Genomic DNA, 17,020 nt, shown 5'->3' with positions numbered 1-17,020 from the left:
CGGGCCTGTAGCTCAGTTGGTCAGAGCGCCGCGCTTACACCGCGGAGGTCGTCGGTTCGAGACCGGCCGGGCCCACCCGAGGGGAGCCACGGAAGGCCCCCACCCGGTCCGGAGACCGCGTGGGGGCCTTCCGTCGTCATGCGATCAGCAGCAGGGCGTCGTCGTGTGACGGACGCTGCCGCTCATCGGCCGCCGGCCGGTTGGTGACAGGCCCAGGCGAAGCCGAGGTTGTGCCAGACGCCGTCGTCGTGACCCGGGCACGGTGTGGTGGACATGTCACGTGTCGTCGCGAGCAGGACCTCGGTGCCGGCGTAGATGCCGGTCACGGGGTTGAAGTAGAGGTTCTGTGCGTCCACCCAGGGAAGGGACGCCGCTGCGGGCGCACGCCGCTGTGGCCCGCCGCCGGGCACCACTGGTGAACGCAGCCAACTCTCACGGCGCAAACCGTGTCAATAGCCCCGTCTCACACATCCGGGCGACGGGGGATCACCTGGCCTGCGGATGCCTCGGACGGTAGCGCCGGGGCTCGCCCGCCTGTGAGGATGAGGCCCTGCCCCAGGAGGTGCGGGATGAACGACGACGACGCGGACACCTCTCGCGATGACCCGCCGGGTCCGTTCACCGTCCTGCCCGAGCCCGTGCGGCTCGAGGACACGGTCGCCGGCCAGGAGGTCACCCCCGCCCGCGATCCGGAGGCGGGCCGCGACACCGAGACCGAGTTCATGCTCCGCTACATGTGAGGTGGCCCGCGGCGGTCCTCGGCAGCAGTGCGCGTCCCGGCCCCGGCGCAGCCGGCCCGCCCACCGGCCGCGTAACGTTCCCGACGTGACCGCTCCGCCCTCCGCCCCGGACCTCTCCACCGTGATCGGGCTGCTGGACCGGCGGTACCCGCCGGGCACCGCCGAGCCGTGGGACGCCGTCGGCACGGTGTGCGGAGACCCGGACCAGGCGGTCCGCCGGGTGCTCCTCGCGGTGGACCCGACCCTCGACGTCGTCGACGAGGCGGTCGCCTGGGGTGCCGACCTGCTCGTGACCCACCACCCGCTCCTGCTCCGCGCGGTGCACTCGGTCGCCGCCACGACCATCAAGGGCGCCGTCGTGCACCGGCTCGTGCGGGCGGGGTGCGCGCTGCACGTCGCCCACACCAACGCCGACGCGGCCCGCGGGGGGGTCGCCGACGCGCTGGCGGAGGCGGTGGGCCTGGTCGACCTGGAGCCGCTCACCCCGGTTCCCGCCGAGGACCTGGACAAGGTCGTCGTCTTCGTCCCCACGACCGACGCGGACCTCCTGGTCGACGCCCTCGCCGGCGCGGGAGCGGGCGCGCTGGGGGAGTACTCCCGCTGCGCGTGGACCACGACCGGGACCGGCACGTTCGTGCCGGGCGAGGCAGCCCGGCCTGCCATCGGCGCGGCGGGGCAGGTCGAGCGGGTGGACGAGACCCGCGTCGAGATGGTGGCGCCGCGTCGGCTGCGCGCCGGCGTGCTCGCCGCCCTGCGCTCGGCGCACCCCTACGAGGAGCCGGCGTTCGACGTGCTCGAGCTCGCGGGGCTGCCCGGCAGCACGGGCATCGGGCGCGTCGGCACGCTGCCGGGCGACCTCACCCTGCGGGCCTTCGGCGAGCGCGTCGCCGCCGCGCTGCCTGCGACGGAGCAGGGTGTGCGCCTCGCCGGCGACCTCGACGCCGTGGTGCGCCGGGTCGCCGTCGTCGGCGGCTCGGGTGACTCGCTCTTCGACGCCGTGCGCGGCAGCGGCGCCGACGCCTACCTCACCGCGGACCTGCGGCACCACCCCGCCTCCGAGCTGCGCGAGCGGGCCGTGTTCGAGGCGGGACGGCGGGGCGACGGCGCGCCGAGCCGGCCGTTCCTCGTCGACGTCGCCCACTTCGCCAGCGAGTGGCCGTGGCTGCGGCGGGCGGCCGCCCGGCTCGAGGCGGACGCCGCTGCGGCGGGCACTACGGTGGAGACCCGGGTGAGCACCCTGCGGACGGACCCGTGGACCGCTCGGATCGCGTCGCCCGACCATCGCTGACCTGCCGAGGAGCTCGCCCGTGACCACTGCCCCTGTCGCCGACCAGCAGCGGCTGCTGGAGGTGCAGGCGCTCGACACGCGCCTGGCCCAGCTCGCCCACCAGCGCACCCACCACCCGCTCCACGCCCAGGCCACGGAGCTGCAGGCGCGCCTGGACGACGTCGAGAACGCGCACGTCACGTCGCGCACCGCGCTGGGGGACCTCAAGCGGGAGCTGGCCAAGGCCGAGCAGGACGTCGAGCAGGTGCGCACCCGGGCGACGCGCGACCGCACCCGCATGGAGTCCGGCAGCGCGAGCGTCAAGGACGTGCAGGCGCTCAGCAGCGAGCTGGAGAACCTCGCCCGTCGCCAGGAGGCGCTGGAGGAGGTCGAGCTGGAGGTGATGGAGCGGCTCGAGGCGCACGAGACGGCGCTGGCCGAGCTGACCCGGGCGCGCGACGAGCTCGCCGCCCAGCGGGACCGTCTGGCGGCCGACCTCGAGCGCGAGCTCGCCGCGATCGACGCCCAGGCCCGCGCGGTCCAGGAGGAGCGGGCGCAGCGGGCGGACGGCATCGACGCCGCCCTGGTGACCCTCTACGACCGCCTTCGCGGCCAGCTCGGAGGCCTCGCGGTCGCCCTGCTGCGGGGACGGACCTGCGAGGGCTGTCGCCTGGAGCTCAACCCCTCGGACGTCGCACGGATCACCGCCGCCCCGGCGGACCAGGTCGTCCGCTGCGAGGAGTGCGGGCGGATCCTCGTGCGGAAGGCGGACGCCGACCGATGACGGTCCGCCGGCTCCTCGTCGAGGCCGACGGCGGGTCGCGCGGGAACCCCGGCCCCGCCGGGTACGGCGCCCTCGTGCGAGACCCGGTCACCGGGGCGCTCCTGGCCGAGCGAGCAGGACCCCTCGGCGTGACGACCAACAACGTCGCCGAGTACACGGCGCTCGTGGCCGGGCTGGAGGCGGCGCGCGAGGTCGACCCCGACGCCCGCGTCGAGGTGCGCATGGACTCGCGGCTCGTCGTCGAGCAGATGTCCGGACGGTGGCAGATCAAGCACGCGGACATGCAGCGGCTCGCGGCGCGGGCGCGCGAGGTGCTCCCCGCGGCGCAGGTCACGTACACCTGGGTGCCCCGTGCGCAGAACGGCGCGGCAGACGCCCTCGCGAACGAGGCGATGGACCTGCGTGAGGAGGTGCGCCGCGACCACCCGGACGAGGGCGCCGCAGGCGCCCGCCAGGCGGACGTCCCCGAGGACGGCCGACCCGGCACCGAGGACCTCGGCACCGGGGCGGCCGCGCACGTCACGGGCCGCGGCCCGGCGCCCCGGCCGTCCGGCGCGGCGATGCGGTTCGACGACGTCGAGCCGTTGACCGTCGTCCTCGTCCGGCACGGCGAGACGGAGCTCACCCTGACCCGCGCCCTGTCGGGCTCGTCGGTGCCGGGTCCGGCGCTGGCGCGCTCGGGCCGCATCCAGGCCGCCAGGGCCGCGGACCTCGTCCACCGCGTGGGCCGGGCCGTCTGGCCGGACCTGCGCTACCCGAGCCGCGTCCTGGCGTCGCCCATGGTCCGCACCGAGGAGACCGCTGGGGCCATCGGCCGGCGGATCGGGCAGCACGTCCACACCGATCCGGCGTTCGCCGAGGTGGACTTCGGTGACTGGGAGGGCCTCAGCACTGACGAGGTCGACGAGCGGTGGCCGGGCGAGCTGCGCCGCTGGTACGAAAACCCGAGCGTCGCGGCGCCCGGAGGCGAGTCGCTGACCGCCGTCGGGGTCCGGGTCGAGGCGGGCCTGGAGGTGCTCCTGCGCGAGGGCACGGGCCGGACGGTCGTGGTGGTCAGCCACGCGATGGCGATCCGGGCCGCCGTCGGGGTGTCGCTCGGGCTGCCGGCCCGGGCCTGGCCGTGGCTGCGCGTCGTGGCCGCCTCCGTCAGCGTGGTCCGGTGGTGGCCCGACGGCATGCGCGAGGCCGTCGTGATCGGCCTGCCCACCGACCTCTGAGGCTTCTCAGGTCGGCGGCAGCCCGGCGACGACGAGGGACAGCACGTGCCGGCCGCGCGGGCCGGGGGCCAGCTCGGCGTCGAGCAGCTCCCGGCCGACCATCTCGCCGGCCGCGTCCAGCAGCTCCGCGGGCGTGGTCGGCTCCGGAGCCTCGCGGCGCACGAGGTGCCGGGTGAGGACGCCACGGGTGTGCTTGGCCCAGTGCGACACCACGGTGCGCCGGCCGTCGGCCTCGCGCAGGACGCGCACCTCGACCACGCCCGGCCCGTCCGACGGTGCCGTCCACGCCGCGGCGTAGGCCGCGGAACGGCAGTCCACGACGAGCCGCTCGCGCGCCGCCCGGTCCAGCGCCCGGCTGAGGGGCCGACGCCACGCCGCGGCGAGCGGACCGACGCCGACGAGGTCCGTGCCCATCGAGAGGCGGTAGGCGGGGATGCGGTCCTCCGGCGACACCGCTCCCCAGAGTGCGGAGACGGTCCGCACGGAGCGCTGGGCACGGGCCAGGGCGCCGTCGTCGAGGTCGTCCAGACGCGCGGCGCCGTACAGGACCCCGGTGTAGACCGTCCGCGCCGGCGCGGCCGGCGCTGCGGCGAGGGTGGTGTTGCGGACGACCTCGTCGGCCAGTGACGCCCCCACACCCAGCGCCTCGACAGCGTCCCGACGCCTCGAGGCACGGACGAGCGCGCGCAGGACGGCGCGACGGGTGGTCGTGAGCGCGGCGGCGTCCGTCAGGGCGGCGAGCTCGACCGGCTCGCCCTCGGCAGGCGCGGTCTTTCCCTCGGAGGGCGGCAGGAGCACGAGCACCGGGGAAGGGTAAGCCGCCGCGGCGCCGTCGTCGGACGCGGTCCGGGCCGCGGTCGGTGCGGTGGGCCGCGGTAGGCTGGGCACGGATGAGTCGGCCGGGCGGTCGCGTCGAGGGAGACCTCGCCGAGGAACGTCCGGGCTCCGCAGAGCGAGGTGGTGGGTAACGCCCACCCGGGGTGACCCGCGGGACAGTGCCACAGAAAGCAGACCGCCTCGACGTCCGGCCTCGGCCGGGCGACGGGGTAAGGGTGAAACGGTGGTGTAAGAGACCACCAGCGTGCCGGGTGACCGGCACGGCTCGGTAAACCCCACCTGGAGCAAGGTCAGACAGGGAGCGTCCGAGGGCTGCTCGCCCGAGCTCCCGGGTAGACCGCTGGAGGCGTGCGGCAACGTACGTCCTAGAGGGATGGCCGCCACCCGCGCGGGGGAGACCGCGCGCGGGGACAGAACCCGGCGTACAGGCCGACTCATCCACCCTTCGGGGACTCTGACCTGCAGACTTACCTCCGGAGAGGCCCCCAGAGGGTCTTTCGGGGGCCGCCGGGGTCGAACCGCTGACCAGCACTTACAGTCACTGGCGGTTGCGCGGAGCCCCCGAGGAGCCCCCGAGGGGTAGGCGCGTCGATCGCTCAACGGGGCGGTCCCAGGGCCGATGATTTGATCACCATGACCACGGCCCTGAGACACCACGCGCACGCGAGCGAGGTCGCGACGCTGGCGAAGGCCTGTCTCGCGACCGCGCTCGTCTGTGCCTTCTTGGTGGCCGTGCCGTTCAGCAGCACCGCTCCACGGGTACTGACTGGCGCCATGGGGGTGGCGGGGGCCGTGCTCGGGGTGTCGTTGTGGAGGGTTCGTCGACGTTGCCCCGTGGTCGTGCCGCACCTGGTGCTGCTCCTTGCGACCACGCTGATCGGTACCGCCGTGGGCGCCTCCACCACACCGACCGGCACCGGTGTGACGACCGTTGCGTTCGCATGGGTCGCCGCCTACAGCGCCGTCTTCCACAGCAGACGAGTGATGCTGGCGCACCTGACGGCCATCGGCGGTGCACTGGCACTGGGACTGTGGGAGGCCGCAGCGATGTCCCCGGTCCAGTCGATGGTCTTCGTCATGGCCACCGTCTTCGGCGTCGCCTGGGTCCTGAACGAGAACGTAGACACCCTGCGCGCTGACGCCGCCGAGGACCCCCTCACGGGCGCTCTGTCAAGACGCCGGTTCCTGGAAGTCGCCGCTACCGAGATTGCGCGGTCGCGGAGGTCCGGGTCGCCACTGGTGATCGGGCTGATGGACCTCGACGACTTCAAGCGCGTCAACGATGAAGGCGGCCACGCGGCCGGCGACGAGGTGCTGGTCGACCTGGTGACCGCCGTTCGCGGTGCTCTGAGGGCTGAGGACGCGGTCGGGCGCCTCGGCGGCGACGAGTTCGCGCTCCTCCTTCCCGGTCTCGACGAACGCCGGGCACACACCGTGTTCGACCGTCTCCGCACGCTGAGCGACGCGCCGTGGACCTACGGGGTGGCGCAGTGGCACGGCGAGGCCCTGCAAGACGTCATCGCGCGCGCTGACGCGAAGCTCTACGCCGCCAAGAAGCGTCGATCCATCGCGCCACGACGATCACTCATCCCTCGACGTCACTGAGAGAATCGCGAGCCGGCGACGGTTCTGCGCCCGGGGGCTCACACCGGCGTCGCCGTCCTGGACGGCACCCACGCCCGCCACGGCGCCCGCTCGGCGAGGTCCTGCTCGACGCACACCCACCCTGGCGCGGTGGCGATGACGAACAGCTGCAGGCGCACCTGGTGCCCGCCGTAGGTGTGGGCGTCGACGACGGCCCGCCGGGGCTGCTCGAGCATGCGGACCTTGCCGTCGGGGTCGCCGTGGTTGACGACCCAGCCGGCGTAGGCGGGGGCGGGCGCGAGCTGCATGGGGCCATGGTGCACCCGGGCGCGGACATCGCTGACACCCGGGGGTTGGCCGCCGGCGATCAGCGTCGACGCTGGGTGGGGATCCCCGTCGCCGTGGTGCCGGTTGTGCCGGCCAACCGCAGGGACCCGATCGACGCTGGGCGCGCGAGGAGGTAACCCTGGGCGCAGTCCGCGCCAAGTGTCGCCCACTGGGTGAGGTCGTCGTGGTTCTCAATGCCTTCCACGACTAGCAGCGAGCCGGTGTCGTGCGCGAAGGAGACGAACGACCGGCCGAGTGTCTGCAGAACCTGGCTGTCGCGGACCCCTTGCGTGAGGGAGGCGTCGAGTTTGATCATGTCGGGTCGGAGCTGGACGATGTGCCGGAAGCTCGCCGCGCCGGCGCCGGCATCGTCCACGGCGATCTGCACCCCGCTCTCGCGTAGCGGCTTGAGGCGTTCCTGCAGGAAGGCGTAGTTGCCGATCACGTCGTGCTCGGTGAGCTCGAGGATCACCTGACGCGCGTGTCCCGCGAGGACGGCCGGCAAGCCGGGGTCCGCAAGCGTGGCTGCTGAGACGTTCAGAGCCACCGCGACGTTGCTCGGGGCGGCCCGTGCGGCCGTGAGGGCAGACTCCAGTACCGCAAGCTGGAGCTCGGTACCCAGGCCGACGGCGTCTGCAGCGGAGAACCACCTGTCCGGCGACCGGTACGGCTGCAGCCGGAACCGGGTGAGCGCCTCGATGGCGTCGATCTGTCCGTCCTGCAGTGAGTAGATCGGCTGGAACACGATGTCGTACTCGCGACGCTGCAGCGCCTTGGGCACCTGCTCGGTCAGCTCGGCATCCTCGGGGTCAGCTGGACGGGGCTCGAGGTCCAGGGCGCGTGTGAGGTCCTTTCGCACCTGGTCACGAAGATGCGCTTCCTGCGCTGTCAGGGCTGCCGCCATCGCGAGGGCGACCAGCGCGAACATGCCGCCTCGGATCATCCAAAACACGAGCACCTGAGGGTCACCTGGCATGAATGGACCGGCGAGCAGGGCGGACACAGCGGCGGCCGCCAGGCCGCCGCGCGCCCCGCAGGCGCCGACGGCTAGGAGGATCGGTAGGTAGAAGAGGTGCGGAAGCGCTGTACGCGTTCCTCCTGTCGCTGCGACGAGGAGCCAGATCAGTGCGAGAAGTGACGCGATCATCACTGTCCAGCGCCAGGTCGGCACCCGACGCATGGCTCGGACCGAGTGGCTCAGCCGCGCTACGCCAGGTGGCAGCGTTGGCGTGGGCTGTCCAAGCGCGGCAACACCGTCGGGCCTATCGGTTGTCACGGTGAACTCCCTCGCCAGCCAGTCAAGTGACCTTTGACAAGCCGATCGTTGCCGCCAATAGCGCATTCCGCGAGTCTCTAACGGGTGAAAATGCGTACAGGTGACGAACTGTCCGGAATTGCGCCTGTGACGACGGGGCAGCAATGGCGCAAATTGGGACACCGCCGCCCAGCCGGTGGACGCCGCCGAGGGCTAAACTAGACGGTTCAACTGCCCGAGATGTGGTTAGTGCGTTGAATCAACCGAATAGGACGCTCGTCTGGTTGGGGTTCTCGGGGCCAGACAGGGCGACCGGTACTGGCTAACGCACGGCACGGTCGGGTGAACCGAGGCCGTGAGCACTCATCCCCGAGCCGACAGGGCCGAAGAGGAGTTGCACCCAGACCGAAAGGCCAACGATGCCCCCGCTGTCCCTGCAGATCCTTCCGTTGAACGGCGATGACACGGCTGTGCTCGCTGCACTGGGCGGGCTGGTGAGAGCGGCAAGCCCAGGCCCGCTCGGCTGGCTTCGGGTGGAGTTGAACCTTCCAGCAGACCTCGACCCGGCGTCTCTCAACGCACTGGCGGCACGACTCGTGCCGGTGGCTGTCCGCGTCAATCTCTTCGACGACGAACCGGTGAACGCCTGAGGGCTTCCTTGGCCGCACCAGAGGAACGCCGGTCTGTCAGGGGTTCAGGGCGACGCCTCAAGCGGAACAGGGGCGACGTGAGGTGGCCCCCGCCGGCGTAGGCAAGGGGTCCGACGGGGGCCTGACCCGTGGCAGCAGGTGAGGCCGATGAGTTGCCTCTCCACGGGCTGCCGCGAGCCTAGCGTGATCAGGTTCTCCGCGGCCAGGAGCGGTCCGGACGCCCGCTCCATGCAGGGACCAGCTTCCAGCCACGAAGACCCTCTGAGCGACCCCCGCCGAACGCGAGGTAAACACGCCCGGCGGGGGTCCTATCCCGTGGCAGCACAGAGGCCTAGGGCCTCCACCACGAGGGCCTTCCAACGTAGTGCGTCGGCGCGGACGAAGAAAGGCCCCCGTCCGATCCTGGGATCGGACGGGGGCGATAAGCGCCCGGTGGGCCGAGCGACTTCCCACCGGCAGCCGGTCAGCGAGATCAGCTGCCGTGCGAGCACCGCCGACGCTAGGGCGGGACTGAGTCAGCGGCAAGGGTGAAAGGCATCTCGCCGCACAACGTTCACCCACCGTCAACGTGGGCCGCGATCGCGGACGAGGGATCCCGGGACTCCGACACGAAGAAGGCCCCGCCCGACCCGCCGAAGAGGGCCGGGCGGGGGCTGGTGGCGTGCGGCGGGACTCCGCTCGGAGTGCTACCGGGCTCCGTGCGACCTCGGCCCGGCGCGTCGACGTCTTGCGGCCCGCCCGTGCGCCACGTCCAGGTGTTCGGTCACTTCAGGTCGATGTAGCCGACGTCGCGGATGACGATCTCGGGGTTGTCGGCCAGGCGGGCGTGGACGGCGGAGCGGCCGAGGGGGACGACGACGGTGTTCGCGGGGTTGCCGGTGACGTCGGGCGCGGCGGCCAGGAACCGGAGCTTGCCGGGGAGCCGCTCGGCGGCCAGCCAGGTGGCCCGGTCGACGGTCACCTCAAGGGGCGCGTCGTCGGGGACTCCGGCGACGTCGGCGGTGACGTACTCGCGGCCGCCGCGGGGGATGGTGACTGATCCGGCCATGGGTCAGCTCCTGAGGTTCGTGACGGTCAGCGGGTGTGCTTCCAGGTTCGTGACTCGCAGCGGGTGCCCGCGCAGGTCGGTCACCTGAAGCGGGTGCCCGGTGAGCTCGCCGAAGGTGACGGTGATGTCGCGGTACGCGGAGGCGTCGATCGCGGACCCGGCGGCTATCTGGGTGGGGAGCGGCAGGACCGTCGTGGCGTCCCCGGCGACGGTGGGGCGCGTCGTGTCGCCGGTTGCCCCCTGCACCAGCGGGGGCAGCGTGGAGGTCGCGGCCCCGGTGTAGGCGGGCGGTGTCACGGTCCCGGTCGCCGCCTGGGTGACGGCGGGCAGCCGCAGCACTGGCTGCAGTTGCCCGTGGGCCAAGTCGTGTACGTGGTGGTGGACCGCACACCGCAGGAATGGTCGGGCGTCACCTGGGTGGAAGAGCGTCGGGTGGTCGAGTTCACATGGACCTCCGTAGCGGGCGCGCGGGAGAAGGCGACCGCCCCGTTGCCGCGGAGCGTGGCGAGCTCCAAGGTCGGCTAGAGCGCCTCGGGTCCCACGCCGCCGGTTCCTCGGCGTGGCTCTTTCTTGTTGGTCGCGGCACGGGTCCTCCTGGGGTCGGCTGGGGTCCAGTGGTGGTGCCCTGCCCCGGGCTCGCACCCGGGGCAGGGCTGCCGCGGTCAGGCGGCGGAGCTGCGGATGATCGCGACGACCGAGGCGTCCAAGCCGACGGCGGCGCCGATGGTGGTGTCGTCGAGGCCGACGGCGATGAGCGCGCGGGCCTTGTCCGCGGGGGTGTCCCCGGGCGGAGCCGGGACCGGTGCCGCCGCCGCGGGCGCCTGCGCTGCCGGTGCGGCCGGGGCCGGTGCGGGCGCGGGGGTGGCGTCGCCGGTCATGAGGGCGGCGTTCCCCGCGGGGACGTACTGGACGTCCCAGTACTTGCGGGACCGCTTGTCCATGGGGTCCTCGCGGTGCGTGAACGTCACGGTGATGCGCCCGCCGACCTGCAGGCCGTTGGCGCCGGCGGCGCGGACGGCGGCGCGGACGGCGTCCTTGAGGTAGCGGCCCTCGATCCAGAAGGTGCGGGCGCCGTCGTCGTCCTCGATGCCGGGGTCGCGGTCGTCGGTCTGGACCTCGACGGTGATGCCCATGATCGGGTCGCCGGAGGGGTAGAACTTGGGCTTCCCGCCGCCGGGGTTGTTCGGGTCGTAGTCCTTCTCCTGGTGGGCCTGCGGCGGGGCCTTGATGACGCCGGTGCGGGTGGTGCCGGGCTCGGTGAACTTCCAGGACGGGGCGCCGCCGCCGCCCATGAGGACGTCGTTGGCGTTGGGGGTCTGCGTGGTCATCTCGTCGTCTCCTGCGTCGTGCCGCTCACGCGGCGGTGGTGGTCCCGGCCGCGGGAGCGGTCGGGGGGATGAGCCCGGCGAGGGTGTCCGCCGGGGGTCTGTGACCGGGCCGGGTGATGCCGGCGCCGTCGGGGTAGCGGGAGCAGTCCCAGCAGCCGTCGTGGCGGGCGAGCTGCCGGATCCATGCGGCGACGGCGTCGGGGCCGAGCGCGGTGAGGGCGGTGAGGTTGGTGGCGAGCCGGTTCGCGCGCTCGAGCGCGGCCTCGGCGATCGAGCGGTCGTGGGGTTCGTGCCACCAGAGCCCGTCGTCGAGGGACATGGCGTTGCGGGGCAGGTAAGCGATGGCGACGTGGTCGACGCGGACGCCGGCGTCGTTCCACCCCTTCGCGTACAGGTGTGCCTGGGCGCGGTACTCCGGGGAGGGCCCGGCCTTGGCCTTCTTGAGGGTGGTGAGACCGACGATCTTGTAGTCGATGATCGTTCCGGTGTGGACGTCGACGAGGTCGGTGGAGCCCCAGATGTCCTGTCCGGCGATCGTGCCGACCATGACGGCCTGCTCGCACAGGTACCGCCGGCCCGGGTCGGAGAGGTTGCCGATCCGGTCGACCTCGTGGCGGATCACCTGCTCCTCGAGCCACGCGTGCACCGCGGTGCCGACCGTCGGCAGCCACGGCACCGACCGTTCGTCGACCTGCTGCCAGCCCGCCAACTTCGCCGCCAGGCAGTGATCGCACGGGTTGCCGATCTCCGACGGGCCGATGCGCCTCTGCAGCGACCGGGGGTGGTTGGTGATGGCGTGCTCGATCAGCGCGCGGATGTCCCGCAGCGCGTCGGTCGCGTGGCCGCCGACGTAGCTGGCCGACGGGCCGAGGTCGGTCATGAGCGTCATGCCGTCGCTGCCTTCCGGGCGCCGTGCTCGTGCCCGCCGCGGGCGTTGTTCACGTCGCGGGTGACCGGCTCGAGGTGCTCGGGGTTCGCACACGGCCGGTTGAGGCACAGGTGGTCGATGACGAGGCCGTCGGGGATATCCGCGACGAGGTGCTCGTAGACCCACCGGTGCACGTAGACGACCGCCTGGCCCTCGCCGATGGCGCCGTAGCCGTTGCGCAGGGCGCCCTGCCAGAGCCAGCAGCCGGTGTCGGCCTGCTCGACGAGCTGGGCGAAGACGCGCTGCTCCATCGAACGCGCCGGGTCGCGGAGGTACCCGGCGGGGCCGAGGGTGCCGGTGCGCTTCATGCGCTGGGTGTGCATCCCGCACAGGCCGCCGGTGCCCTTGGTGGTGTCCCGGCCGCAGTCGGCCACGGTGCACGTCTTCACGCGATCACGACCGTGGGCTTACCGACGGTCTGGTACCGCTCGAGCTCGGCCGGCGCCAGGTGGTGCTTGACCGCTGCCGTATCGATCGCGGGCTTGTACAGCTCGGGGTGCTCGACGACCGGGTACGCCTCGGCGACCTTCGCCGGGTCCAGGCGGCGGGCACCGGTGCGGACGGTCACCTTGTAGGGCCCGGCGGGGATGGAGCCGGTGCCGGGGTGCAGGGCGAGGAGGCGGGCGCGGATCTGCTCGCGGCGCTCGGCGATCGCCTCGGCCTCGTCGGCGAGCTTGACGTCCTCCAGGGCGAGGGCCTCGAGCTCGATCTGCTCGTCGGTGCGAGCGTCGTCGACGACGTCGTCGGTGTGGTCGGTGGTGGTCACGGGCGGTGTCCCTTCCGGTACGTGTCGCACGCCCAGGCGATGCCGGCGGCGAGCAGGAGGCAGATGAGGAGGCCGGTCACGGCGCACCGCCGGGGAGGTCGAGGTCGCCGGTGGTGACGGTGGCGGCGCTGGGGACGTCGCCGTGGCGGCCGCCGATCCACAGGCGTGTGCGGTGGTCGCGGGGGTGCTGCTGGACGTCGGACAGGCCGCCGGTGACGATGCCCTGTTCGGTGGTGACGGTGAGGCGCTGGCCGATGTGGCGGGCGTCGAGGTCCCCGGCGCGCAGGTGCTGCAGGCGGGCGTTCACGACGGCACCGCCGTGACCTCGTCGAGCACGACCCGGCGGGCGTGGACGATGTGGGAGCCGCCGACGTAGAGCCGGGCGTGCTCGGCGATCGACCGGTGAGGGGTGGGGTCGCTGGCCCGGTCCTCGATGCCGTGCCGGTGGTCGGTGCACAGGCAGACGAACCAGACGTCCGACTCGGTGACGTCGACGTCGGCCATGGTGGCGATCGCGGCGACCTCGTCGACCCAGGTCTTGGTCGTGGCGGTCATGCTGCGTCCCTCCCCGGGCAGTCGTGGCGGCGGTTGCAGTGCTCGCAGTCGATGGCGCGGCACGGCTCGTCGGGCGTGCAGCTGCAGTCCCCGGCCGGCGGCTCCGCCCACGGGTCAGCGGCGAGGAGCCGGTCCAGGGCCGCGTCCTGCTCGGCGGTGCGCGGCCCCGTCGGCTGCGACGGCGGCTCGTAGTCCGACCAGTCCGCGCCCTCGGGCGGGCGGCGGGTCAGGGTCAGGCGGGCGGCGGGGGAGAGCTCAGCCACGGAACTCACCGCCGATCCCGAGCCGCTCCCGGATCTGCAGTACCAGGGGCCGGAGCTCGCTCGCGAGGGTCTGGCCGGATGCGAGGTACGCCAACAGGTTCCCGGTGCGCTGCTCCTCGGCGACGGCGAGCATCGCCTCGGCGTGCGCGAGGTCCGCGACGGTGACGCCGTTGGCCGTACCGCCGTCCGCGCAGGTGTTGGCGCCTGCGACGGCGGCGCGCGCCTGCTCGAGGGCGCCCATCACGCGGCCCGCCCGTCCAGAGCGGGGACCTCACCGACGGGGGCGTCGTCGCCGAGCACGACGTGCCGCTGCGCGAGGACCTCGTGGCCGCGGCCAAGCTCCTCGCGCTCACCGGTGCTCATGCACCAGTACTCGAGGATCGCCGGGGGCATGGCGCGCGCCCAGGCGTAGGAGTCGAGGAGTGCGGGGTTCATGCCGGCGGGGGTGGCCCACGGGTCGGCGAGGTGTGCGCGGCGGGTGCCGCCGACATGCTGGCAGTAGACCGCGTCGGGGCAGTCGTGCAGGTGGAGCGCGGCTTCGAGCTCGAGGAGGCCGAAGGCGGCGGGCCGGGCTGCGACGGACGGTCGGGGTCGCCGGGTGGTGGGGTTGTTCATGGGATGCTGCTCCTGTCAGTTCTGGCGGAGGCCGGTTCTCGTTGGCGCGGGGCCGGCCTTCGCTGTGCGTGGGGGTGGGTCAGGCGGTGCGGCCGGACCGGGTGAGGGCCTCGCGTCGGGCGACGAACTCGTCGACGGCGGCCTGCCGGATCCGGTACGGCGACGTGCGCCCACCGAGCCCGGCCTTGCGGGCGACCAGGTCCCCGCGGCGGATGAGGGTGCGGACGGTCTCGGGGTGCTCGCCGAGCTGGGCGGCGACCTCGTGGACGGTGAGGTCGCCCATCAGGCCGGGACCTTCTCGCTGGGGACGACCTCGAACAGGTCGTCGAGGTCCATGCCGGGGAACGCGTCGACGAGCGCGGCGATGAAGCGGGGCCCGGGGGCCTGGTGGCCGCGCAGGACGCGGGAGACGGTGGCGGGGTCGACCTGCATGCGCTCTGCCAGGGACGCGTCCGTGGTGAGCCCGGCGAGTGTGCGGTACTTCCCGAGCTGCTCGGTTCGGAGTCGGAGCGTGGCGACCATCCGTCCTCCTTCCTGTGCGTTGGAGCGGCTGACCTGCTGTCTTGCGGCGACGTAGTTAGGTTGCCACACGTAAGTACGACAACGCAATGCAGGAGGGTCACAGTTCGGTAACGGACCACCACTTGGGTGAACGCAAGCACTGTTGACCTGCGGAAAGACACGCCGTGTAACTTGACGGCCTTGTGCGTTGCGGCAACGCAAGATGGATCGAACGGGGGAACGGGCCCGTCAGAGGTGGGAGCGTCATGGCCATGACCTGGTGGCAGTACGTGGAGCGCGTCAGCTCCGGAGCGGCTCAGGGCGACATCGCCCAGGCGGCCGGTGTCTCCGGACCGACGGTCTCCCGCTGGCGCAGCGGCAAGCAGGGCGTCGACCCCGGCCCGGCAGCGCGGTTCGCCCGCGCCTACGGCCGACCGGTGCTCGAGGCGTTCGTCGCGGCCGGCTTCCTCACCCCAGAGGAGGCCAAGGCCAAGGTCCTCATCAACGACCCGCAGGACCTGACGGACGAGGAGCTCCTAGAGCTGCTCCGCTCACGCCTGCATGGCCAGAGGAGCCGTGATGGACACCAGTCCGCCCCCATGACCGAGCGTCACGCCGCTGAGGTCACCGCACCCGCAGGCCCAGGTGTTGACGTTGCGGACGAGCTCGCGCACCGGCGCCGAAGCCTCAAGGCCGACCAGATCGCGGCCGATGAGGTCCCAAGCGCCGCCCGGCGCGATACGTCGGATGCGACGGAGGGGGAGGACTCGTGAGCTTCCTCCGCCGGTTGCTCCGTGCTCGTGACGGGACGCCGCAGGCGGAGGTAGTCCGACCAGGCGACGCCGGCTACGCGACCCAAAGCGAGCAGCGCAGAGCGGAGAACGCTGCACGGAAGGAGCGGCTGCGGCTGGACAGGTTGGCCGCTGGCGGGGAAGAGGCCGACCGTGAGAGACGCGGTCTCGTGCGCGGGAAGCACTACACCGAGTGGCCGGACACCGTGCGCGAGCTCAAGCGTGAAGAGCGCTACGAAGAGGCGCTCCGGCTCCTTGAAGAGTGCATCAGCCCAGCCGAGCGAGACCGGGACGGCCGGGAGCCGGCGCCCTGGTACACCGAGCAGGCCGCGATCATCGACCGCAAGCTCGGCGATCACGACGCGGAGATCAGCGTGCTCGAGCGCTACGTCTCCGTATGCGCGACCTCTGTGGGCCGTACGAGGATCCACGAGCGCCTCGACAAGGCGCGCGCACTCGCGCACCGGCGCCGCGCCGGCATCGCCGACGACATCGCCGCCGGCACCCGGCCCGCAGCAGCACGGCCGGACGAGCCGGGGGAGTAAGTCCCGTGTCTCCCGAGGCCCTCTTCGGTGGCCTCATCGATCGGCGCCTGTCGTCGCAGATTCCCCTCGTCGAGTTCCCGAAGGTGGATTGGGCCCTCAAGCTGCCACTTCTGAGGGCCTATGTGGACGAGACCGGGGACCGTGGAAACGGCGAGTCAGCGAGCCCGATCTTCGGCATGTCAGCGGTCCTGGTTGACGACAACGCTGAGAAGGAAGCGCGTGCAGCGCTCGAGCTCCTACGCGCAGACTTCGGCACGCCTCCTTCGCGGCCGCTCTCGTGGAAGGAAGACATCAAGACCAACCAGGACCGGCGCCTCCGGGCCGCCTCTGTGCTACGGGCAGTCCCGGGCCTACAGGTCGTGCACGTGGTGGCGAACAAGAACCAGCTGTACGACGGGTCCTACCGCGACGACGTCACGCGCTTCTACAACGTGGTGGCGTACGCCACCTTGCAGCGGATCCTGTGGGCGGCTCGTCACTGGCGGGGAGGGGCGCGGCAGGTGCAGGTCAACTTTGGACACGTGCAGCATCATGATCACACTGACACGCACCGGTACTTCCAGATCAAGAGGAGCCAAGACGCTCCTGGTACGCCCTTTGATCTCATGACAGACCTTCGCTGGATCGACGCACAGCGGTACGAGATGAGCCAGGTCGCGGACGTGTATGCGGGCTTCCTCAAGGCGGCCTTCTGGCCAAGCAAGTGGGGCGATGTCGACGGTGCGCACCTCGTCAGCACCTGGCATCAGATCAGGCGCTCGGAGGAGTGCGTCGTCACGCTTGGACTCCAGGCGCGTCCGGACAGCGCTTGGGCGAAGGGGATGCCGTGGTGGCCATGTGCAACGTGCACTAGCCGGTACTAGGAGAGCGGCCCCGTCAGGGGCCTCCAGGGACCGATCCCTCGCGGGCAGCGCTGGCAGCAACGCGGGTCATCCTGGCAGGCTCCTCACGGGGCCGCTTGGTTCATAGTTGCACATCTGCGTAGCGGTCTGCCCGGCGGTGACCGGGTGAGGCGTGTC

The 17,020-nt window shown here is 72.4% G+C and carries 26 protein-coding genes, 1 tRNA gene and 1 other RNA gene; 11 read left to right on the top strand and 17 right to left on the bottom strand.

Translation table 11 applies throughout. From position 1 onward, the window contains the following. Position 1: 1 nt before the first annotated feature. Positions 2-75: transfer RNA gene (locus LG379_RS11760), tRNA-Val, on the top strand. Positions 76-182: 107 nt separating this feature from the next. On the opposite strand, the gene LG379_RS11755 is transcribed toward LG379_RS11760, so the two are convergent. Next, entirely contained in the window at positions 183-356 is a 174-nt protein-coding gene (locus tag LG379_RS11755; protein ID WP_225754712.1) for a hypothetical protein, read from the bottom strand. Positions 357-569: 213 nt separating this feature from the next. Between LG379_RS11755 and LG379_RS11750 the strand changes: the two genes are divergently transcribed. From LG379_RS11750 to LG379_RS11735, 4 genes are all read left to right on the top strand, one after another. Beyond that, positions 570-740, top strand: a complete 171-nt coding sequence (locus LG379_RS11750) for a heme biosynthesis protein HemY (RefSeq protein ID WP_225754711.1) — start codon at positions 570-572, stop codon at positions 738-740. Positions 741-825: 85 nt separating this feature from the next. Continuing rightward, a complete protein-coding gene (locus LG379_RS11745; protein ID WP_225754710.1) occupies positions 826-2,028 on the top strand; it encodes a Nif3-like dinuclear metal center hexameric protein in 1,203 nt (400 codons plus the stop codon). Between the two features lie 19 nt (positions 2,029-2,047). Further along, entirely contained in the window at positions 2,048-2,791 is a 744-nt protein-coding gene (locus LG379_RS11740) for a zinc ribbon domain-containing protein (protein WP_225754709.1), read from the top strand. Further along, complete coding sequence (locus tag LG379_RS11735; RefSeq protein ID WP_225754708.1) at positions 2,788-4,008, top strand: bifunctional RNase H/acid phosphatase; 1,221 nt, start codon at positions 2,788-2,790, stop codon at positions 4,006-4,008. Before LG379_RS11740 ends, LG379_RS11735 begins: the two co-directional genes overlap by 4 nt. A gap of 6 nt (positions 4,009-4,014) precedes the next feature. Here the strand turns inward: LG379_RS11735 and LG379_RS11730 are convergent, their stop codons facing one another. Next, positions 4,015-4,812: a YaaA family protein gene (locus tag LG379_RS11730; protein ID WP_225754707.1), complete on the bottom strand. Its 798-nt coding sequence runs from the start codon at positions 4,810-4,812 to the stop codon at positions 4,015-4,017. A gap of 87 nt (positions 4,813-4,899) precedes the next feature. Between LG379_RS11730 and rnpB the strand changes: the two genes are divergently transcribed. Together rnpB and LG379_RS11720 are read left to right on the top strand one after the other, a co-directional pair. Next, an RNA gene (gene rnpB / locus LG379_RS11725) (RNase P RNA component class A) lies at positions 4,900-5,286 on the top strand. A 192-nt stretch (positions 5,287-5,478) separates the two neighbouring features. Beyond that, on the top strand, positions 5,479-6,450 hold the full coding sequence (locus LG379_RS11720; RefSeq protein ID WP_225754706.1) for a diguanylate cyclase: 972 nt from the start codon (positions 5,479-5,481) through the stop codon (positions 6,448-6,450). Between the two features lie 38 nt (positions 6,451-6,488). On the opposite strand, the gene LG379_RS11715 is transcribed toward LG379_RS11720, so the two are convergent. After that, positions 6,489-6,737, bottom strand: a complete 249-nt coding sequence (locus LG379_RS11715; RefSeq protein WP_225754705.1) for a hypothetical protein — start codon at positions 6,735-6,737, stop codon at positions 6,489-6,491. A gap of 59 nt (positions 6,738-6,796) precedes the next feature. Then, positions 6,797-7,684, bottom strand: coding sequence for an EAL domain-containing protein (locus tag LG379_RS11710; RefSeq protein WP_225754704.1), 888 nt, complete (start codon positions 7,682-7,684; stop codon positions 6,797-6,799). Positions 7,685-8,430: 746 nt separating this feature from the next. Between LG379_RS11710 and LG379_RS11705 the strand changes: the two genes are divergently transcribed. Then, positions 8,431-8,661, top strand: coding sequence for a hypothetical protein (locus LG379_RS11705; RefSeq protein ID WP_225754703.1), 231 nt, complete (start codon positions 8,431-8,433; stop codon positions 8,659-8,661). Positions 8,662-9,424: 763 nt separating this feature from the next. Here LG379_RS11705 and LG379_RS11700 read toward each other — a convergent pair. The 13 genes from LG379_RS11700 to LG379_RS11640 form a co-directional block, all read right to left on the bottom strand. Beyond that, positions 9,425-9,709 carry a hypothetical protein gene (locus tag LG379_RS11700; protein ID WP_225754702.1) on the bottom strand — a complete coding sequence of 95 codons (285 nt, stop codon included), beginning with the start codon at positions 9,707-9,709 and terminating at the stop codon, positions 9,425-9,427. A 3-nt stretch (positions 9,710-9,712) separates the two neighbouring features. Further along, positions 9,713-10,048 carry a hypothetical protein gene (locus tag LG379_RS11695; protein WP_225754701.1) on the bottom strand — a complete coding sequence of 112 codons (336 nt, stop codon included), beginning with the start codon at positions 10,046-10,048 and terminating at the stop codon, positions 9,713-9,715. Positions 10,049-10,371: 323 nt separating this feature from the next. After that, on the bottom strand, positions 10,372-11,037 hold the full coding sequence (locus tag LG379_RS11690; protein ID WP_225754700.1) for a hypothetical protein: 666 nt from the start codon (positions 11,035-11,037) through the stop codon (positions 10,372-10,374). A 25-nt stretch (positions 11,038-11,062) separates the two neighbouring features. Further along, positions 11,063-11,926: a hypothetical protein gene (locus tag LG379_RS11685; protein WP_225754699.1), complete on the bottom strand. Its 864-nt coding sequence runs from the start codon at positions 11,924-11,926 to the stop codon at positions 11,063-11,065. Beyond that, on the bottom strand, positions 11,923-12,354 hold the full coding sequence (locus LG379_RS11680) for an HNH endonuclease signature motif containing protein (RefSeq protein WP_225754698.1): 432 nt from the start codon (positions 12,352-12,354) through the stop codon (positions 11,923-11,925). Before LG379_RS11680 ends, LG379_RS11685 begins: the two co-directional genes overlap by 4 nt. Then, positions 12,351-12,731: a hypothetical protein gene (locus LG379_RS11675; protein ID WP_225754697.1), complete on the bottom strand. Its 381-nt coding sequence runs from the start codon at positions 12,729-12,731 to the stop codon at positions 12,351-12,353. The genes LG379_RS11680 and LG379_RS11675 overlap by 4 nt, the downstream gene beginning before the upstream one ends. 76 nt (positions 12,732-12,807) lie before the next feature. Further along, a complete protein-coding gene (locus LG379_RS11670; RefSeq protein ID WP_225754696.1) occupies positions 12,808-13,038 on the bottom strand; it encodes a hypothetical protein in 231 nt (76 codons plus the stop codon). Further along, a complete protein-coding gene (locus tag LG379_RS11665) occupies positions 13,035-13,286 on the bottom strand; it encodes a hypothetical protein (protein WP_225754695.1) in 252 nt (83 codons plus the stop codon). Before LG379_RS11665 ends, LG379_RS11670 begins: the two co-directional genes overlap by 4 nt. Continuing rightward, positions 13,283-13,549, bottom strand: coding sequence for a hypothetical protein (locus LG379_RS11660; RefSeq protein ID WP_225754694.1), 267 nt, complete (start codon positions 13,547-13,549; stop codon positions 13,283-13,285). The genes LG379_RS11665 and LG379_RS11660 overlap by 4 nt, the downstream gene beginning before the upstream one ends. Then, positions 13,542-13,790, bottom strand: coding sequence for a hypothetical protein (locus tag LG379_RS11655; protein WP_225754693.1), 249 nt, complete (start codon positions 13,788-13,790; stop codon positions 13,542-13,544). Before LG379_RS11655 ends, LG379_RS11660 begins: the two co-directional genes overlap by 8 nt. Beyond that, the gene (locus tag LG379_RS11650; RefSeq protein WP_225754692.1) at positions 13,790-14,164 is read right to left on the bottom strand and encodes a hypothetical protein; all 375 of its coding nucleotides are present in this window, start codon (positions 14,162-14,164) and stop codon (positions 13,790-13,792) included. The genes LG379_RS11655 and LG379_RS11650 overlap by 1 nt, the downstream gene beginning before the upstream one ends. 79 nt (positions 14,165-14,243) lie before the next feature. Next, complete coding sequence (locus LG379_RS11645; RefSeq protein ID WP_225754691.1) at positions 14,244-14,447, bottom strand: helix-turn-helix domain-containing protein; 204 nt, start codon at positions 14,445-14,447, stop codon at positions 14,244-14,246. Then, the gene (locus LG379_RS11640) at positions 14,447-14,686 is read right to left on the bottom strand and encodes a helix-turn-helix domain-containing protein (protein ID WP_225754690.1); all 240 of its coding nucleotides are present in this window, start codon (positions 14,684-14,686) and stop codon (positions 14,447-14,449) included. The genes LG379_RS11645 and LG379_RS11640 overlap by 1 nt, the downstream gene beginning before the upstream one ends. 245 nt (positions 14,687-14,931) lie before the next feature. On the opposite strand from LG379_RS11640, the gene LG379_RS11635 reads away from it, so the two are divergent. From LG379_RS11635 to LG379_RS11625, 3 genes are read left to right on the top strand one after another with little or no spacing between them, the layout of a single operon-like run. Further along, positions 14,932-15,438 carry a helix-turn-helix transcriptional regulator gene (locus LG379_RS11635; protein WP_225754689.1) on the top strand — a complete coding sequence of 169 codons (507 nt, stop codon included), beginning with the start codon at positions 14,932-14,934 and terminating at the stop codon, positions 15,436-15,438. Then, complete coding sequence (locus tag LG379_RS11630) at positions 15,435-16,001, top strand: hypothetical protein (RefSeq protein ID WP_225754688.1); 567 nt, start codon at positions 15,435-15,437, stop codon at positions 15,999-16,001. Before LG379_RS11635 ends, LG379_RS11630 begins: the two co-directional genes overlap by 4 nt. A 5-nt stretch (positions 16,002-16,006) precedes the next feature. Then, positions 16,007-16,864 carry a DUF3800 domain-containing protein gene (locus LG379_RS11625; protein ID WP_225754687.1) on the top strand — a complete coding sequence of 286 codons (858 nt, stop codon included), beginning with the start codon at positions 16,007-16,009 and terminating at the stop codon, positions 16,862-16,864. The last annotated feature ends 156 nt before the right edge of the window (positions 16,865-17,020 follow it).

Source organism: Actinotalea sp. Marseille-Q4924 (assembly GCF_916618755.1).
Classification (GTDB): domain Bacteria; phylum Actinomycetota; class Actinomycetes; order Actinomycetales; family Cellulomonadaceae; genus Actinotalea.
The sequence above is the reverse complement of the archived record's forward strand: the minus strand, read 5'-3'. Positions and strand labels throughout refer to the sequence as shown.

What these genes read in the sequence shown, in the direction of transcription:
- LG379_RS11700 (WP_225754702.1), bottom strand. Translation starts at nt 9,709, where the DNA reads ATGGCCGGATCAGTCACCATCCCCCGCGGCGGCCGCGAGTACGTCACC.
- LG379_RS11705 (WP_225754703.1), top strand. Translation starts at nt 8,431, where the DNA reads ATGCCCCCGCTGTCCCTGCAGATCCTTCCGTTGAACGGCGATGACACG.
- LG379_RS11650 (WP_225754692.1), bottom strand. Translation starts at nt 14,164, where the DNA reads ATGAACAACCCCACCACCCGGCGACCCCGACCGTCCGTCGCAGCCCGG.
- LG379_RS11665 (WP_225754695.1), bottom strand. Translation starts at nt 13,286, where the DNA reads ATGACCGCCACGACCAAGACCTGGGTCGACGAGGTCGCCGCGATCGCC.
- LG379_RS11750 (WP_225754711.1), top strand. Translation starts at nt 570, where the DNA reads ATGAACGACGACGACGCGGACACCTCTCGCGATGACCCGCCGGGTCCG.
- LG379_RS11715 (WP_225754705.1), bottom strand. Translation starts at nt 6,737, where the DNA reads ATGCAGCTCGCGCCCGCCCCCGCCTACGCCGGCTGGGTCGTCAACCAC.
- LG379_RS11645 (WP_225754691.1), bottom strand. Translation starts at nt 14,447, where the DNA reads ATGGGCGACCTCACCGTCCACGAGGTCGCCGCCCAGCTCGGCGAGCAC.
- LG379_RS11640 (WP_225754690.1), bottom strand. Translation starts at nt 14,686, where the DNA reads ATGGTCGCCACGCTCCGACTCCGAACCGAGCAGCTCGGGAAGTACCGC.
- LG379_RS11635 (WP_225754689.1), top strand. Translation starts at nt 14,932, where the DNA reads ATGGCCATGACCTGGTGGCAGTACGTGGAGCGCGTCAGCTCCGGAGCG.
- LG379_RS11720 (WP_225754706.1), top strand. Translation starts at nt 5,479, where the DNA reads ATGACCACGGCCCTGAGACACCACGCGCACGCGAGCGAGGTCGCGACG.
- LG379_RS11690 (WP_225754700.1), bottom strand. Translation starts at nt 11,037, where the DNA reads ATGACCACGCAGACCCCCAACGCCAACGACGTCCTCATGGGCGGCGGC.
- LG379_RS11685 (WP_225754699.1), bottom strand. Translation starts at nt 11,926, where the DNA reads ATGACGCTCATGACCGACCTCGGCCCGTCGGCCAGCTACGTCGGCGGC.
- LG379_RS11735 (WP_225754708.1), top strand. Translation starts at nt 2,788, where the DNA reads ATGACGGTCCGCCGGCTCCTCGTCGAGGCCGACGGCGGGTCGCGCGGG.
- LG379_RS11655 (WP_225754693.1), bottom strand. Translation starts at nt 13,790, where the DNA reads ATGGGCGCCCTCGAGCAGGCGCGCGCCGCCGTCGCAGGCGCCAACACC.
- LG379_RS11710 (WP_225754704.1), bottom strand. Translation starts at nt 7,684, where the DNA reads ATGTTCGCGCTGGTCGCCCTCGCGATGGCGGCAGCCCTGACAGCGCAG.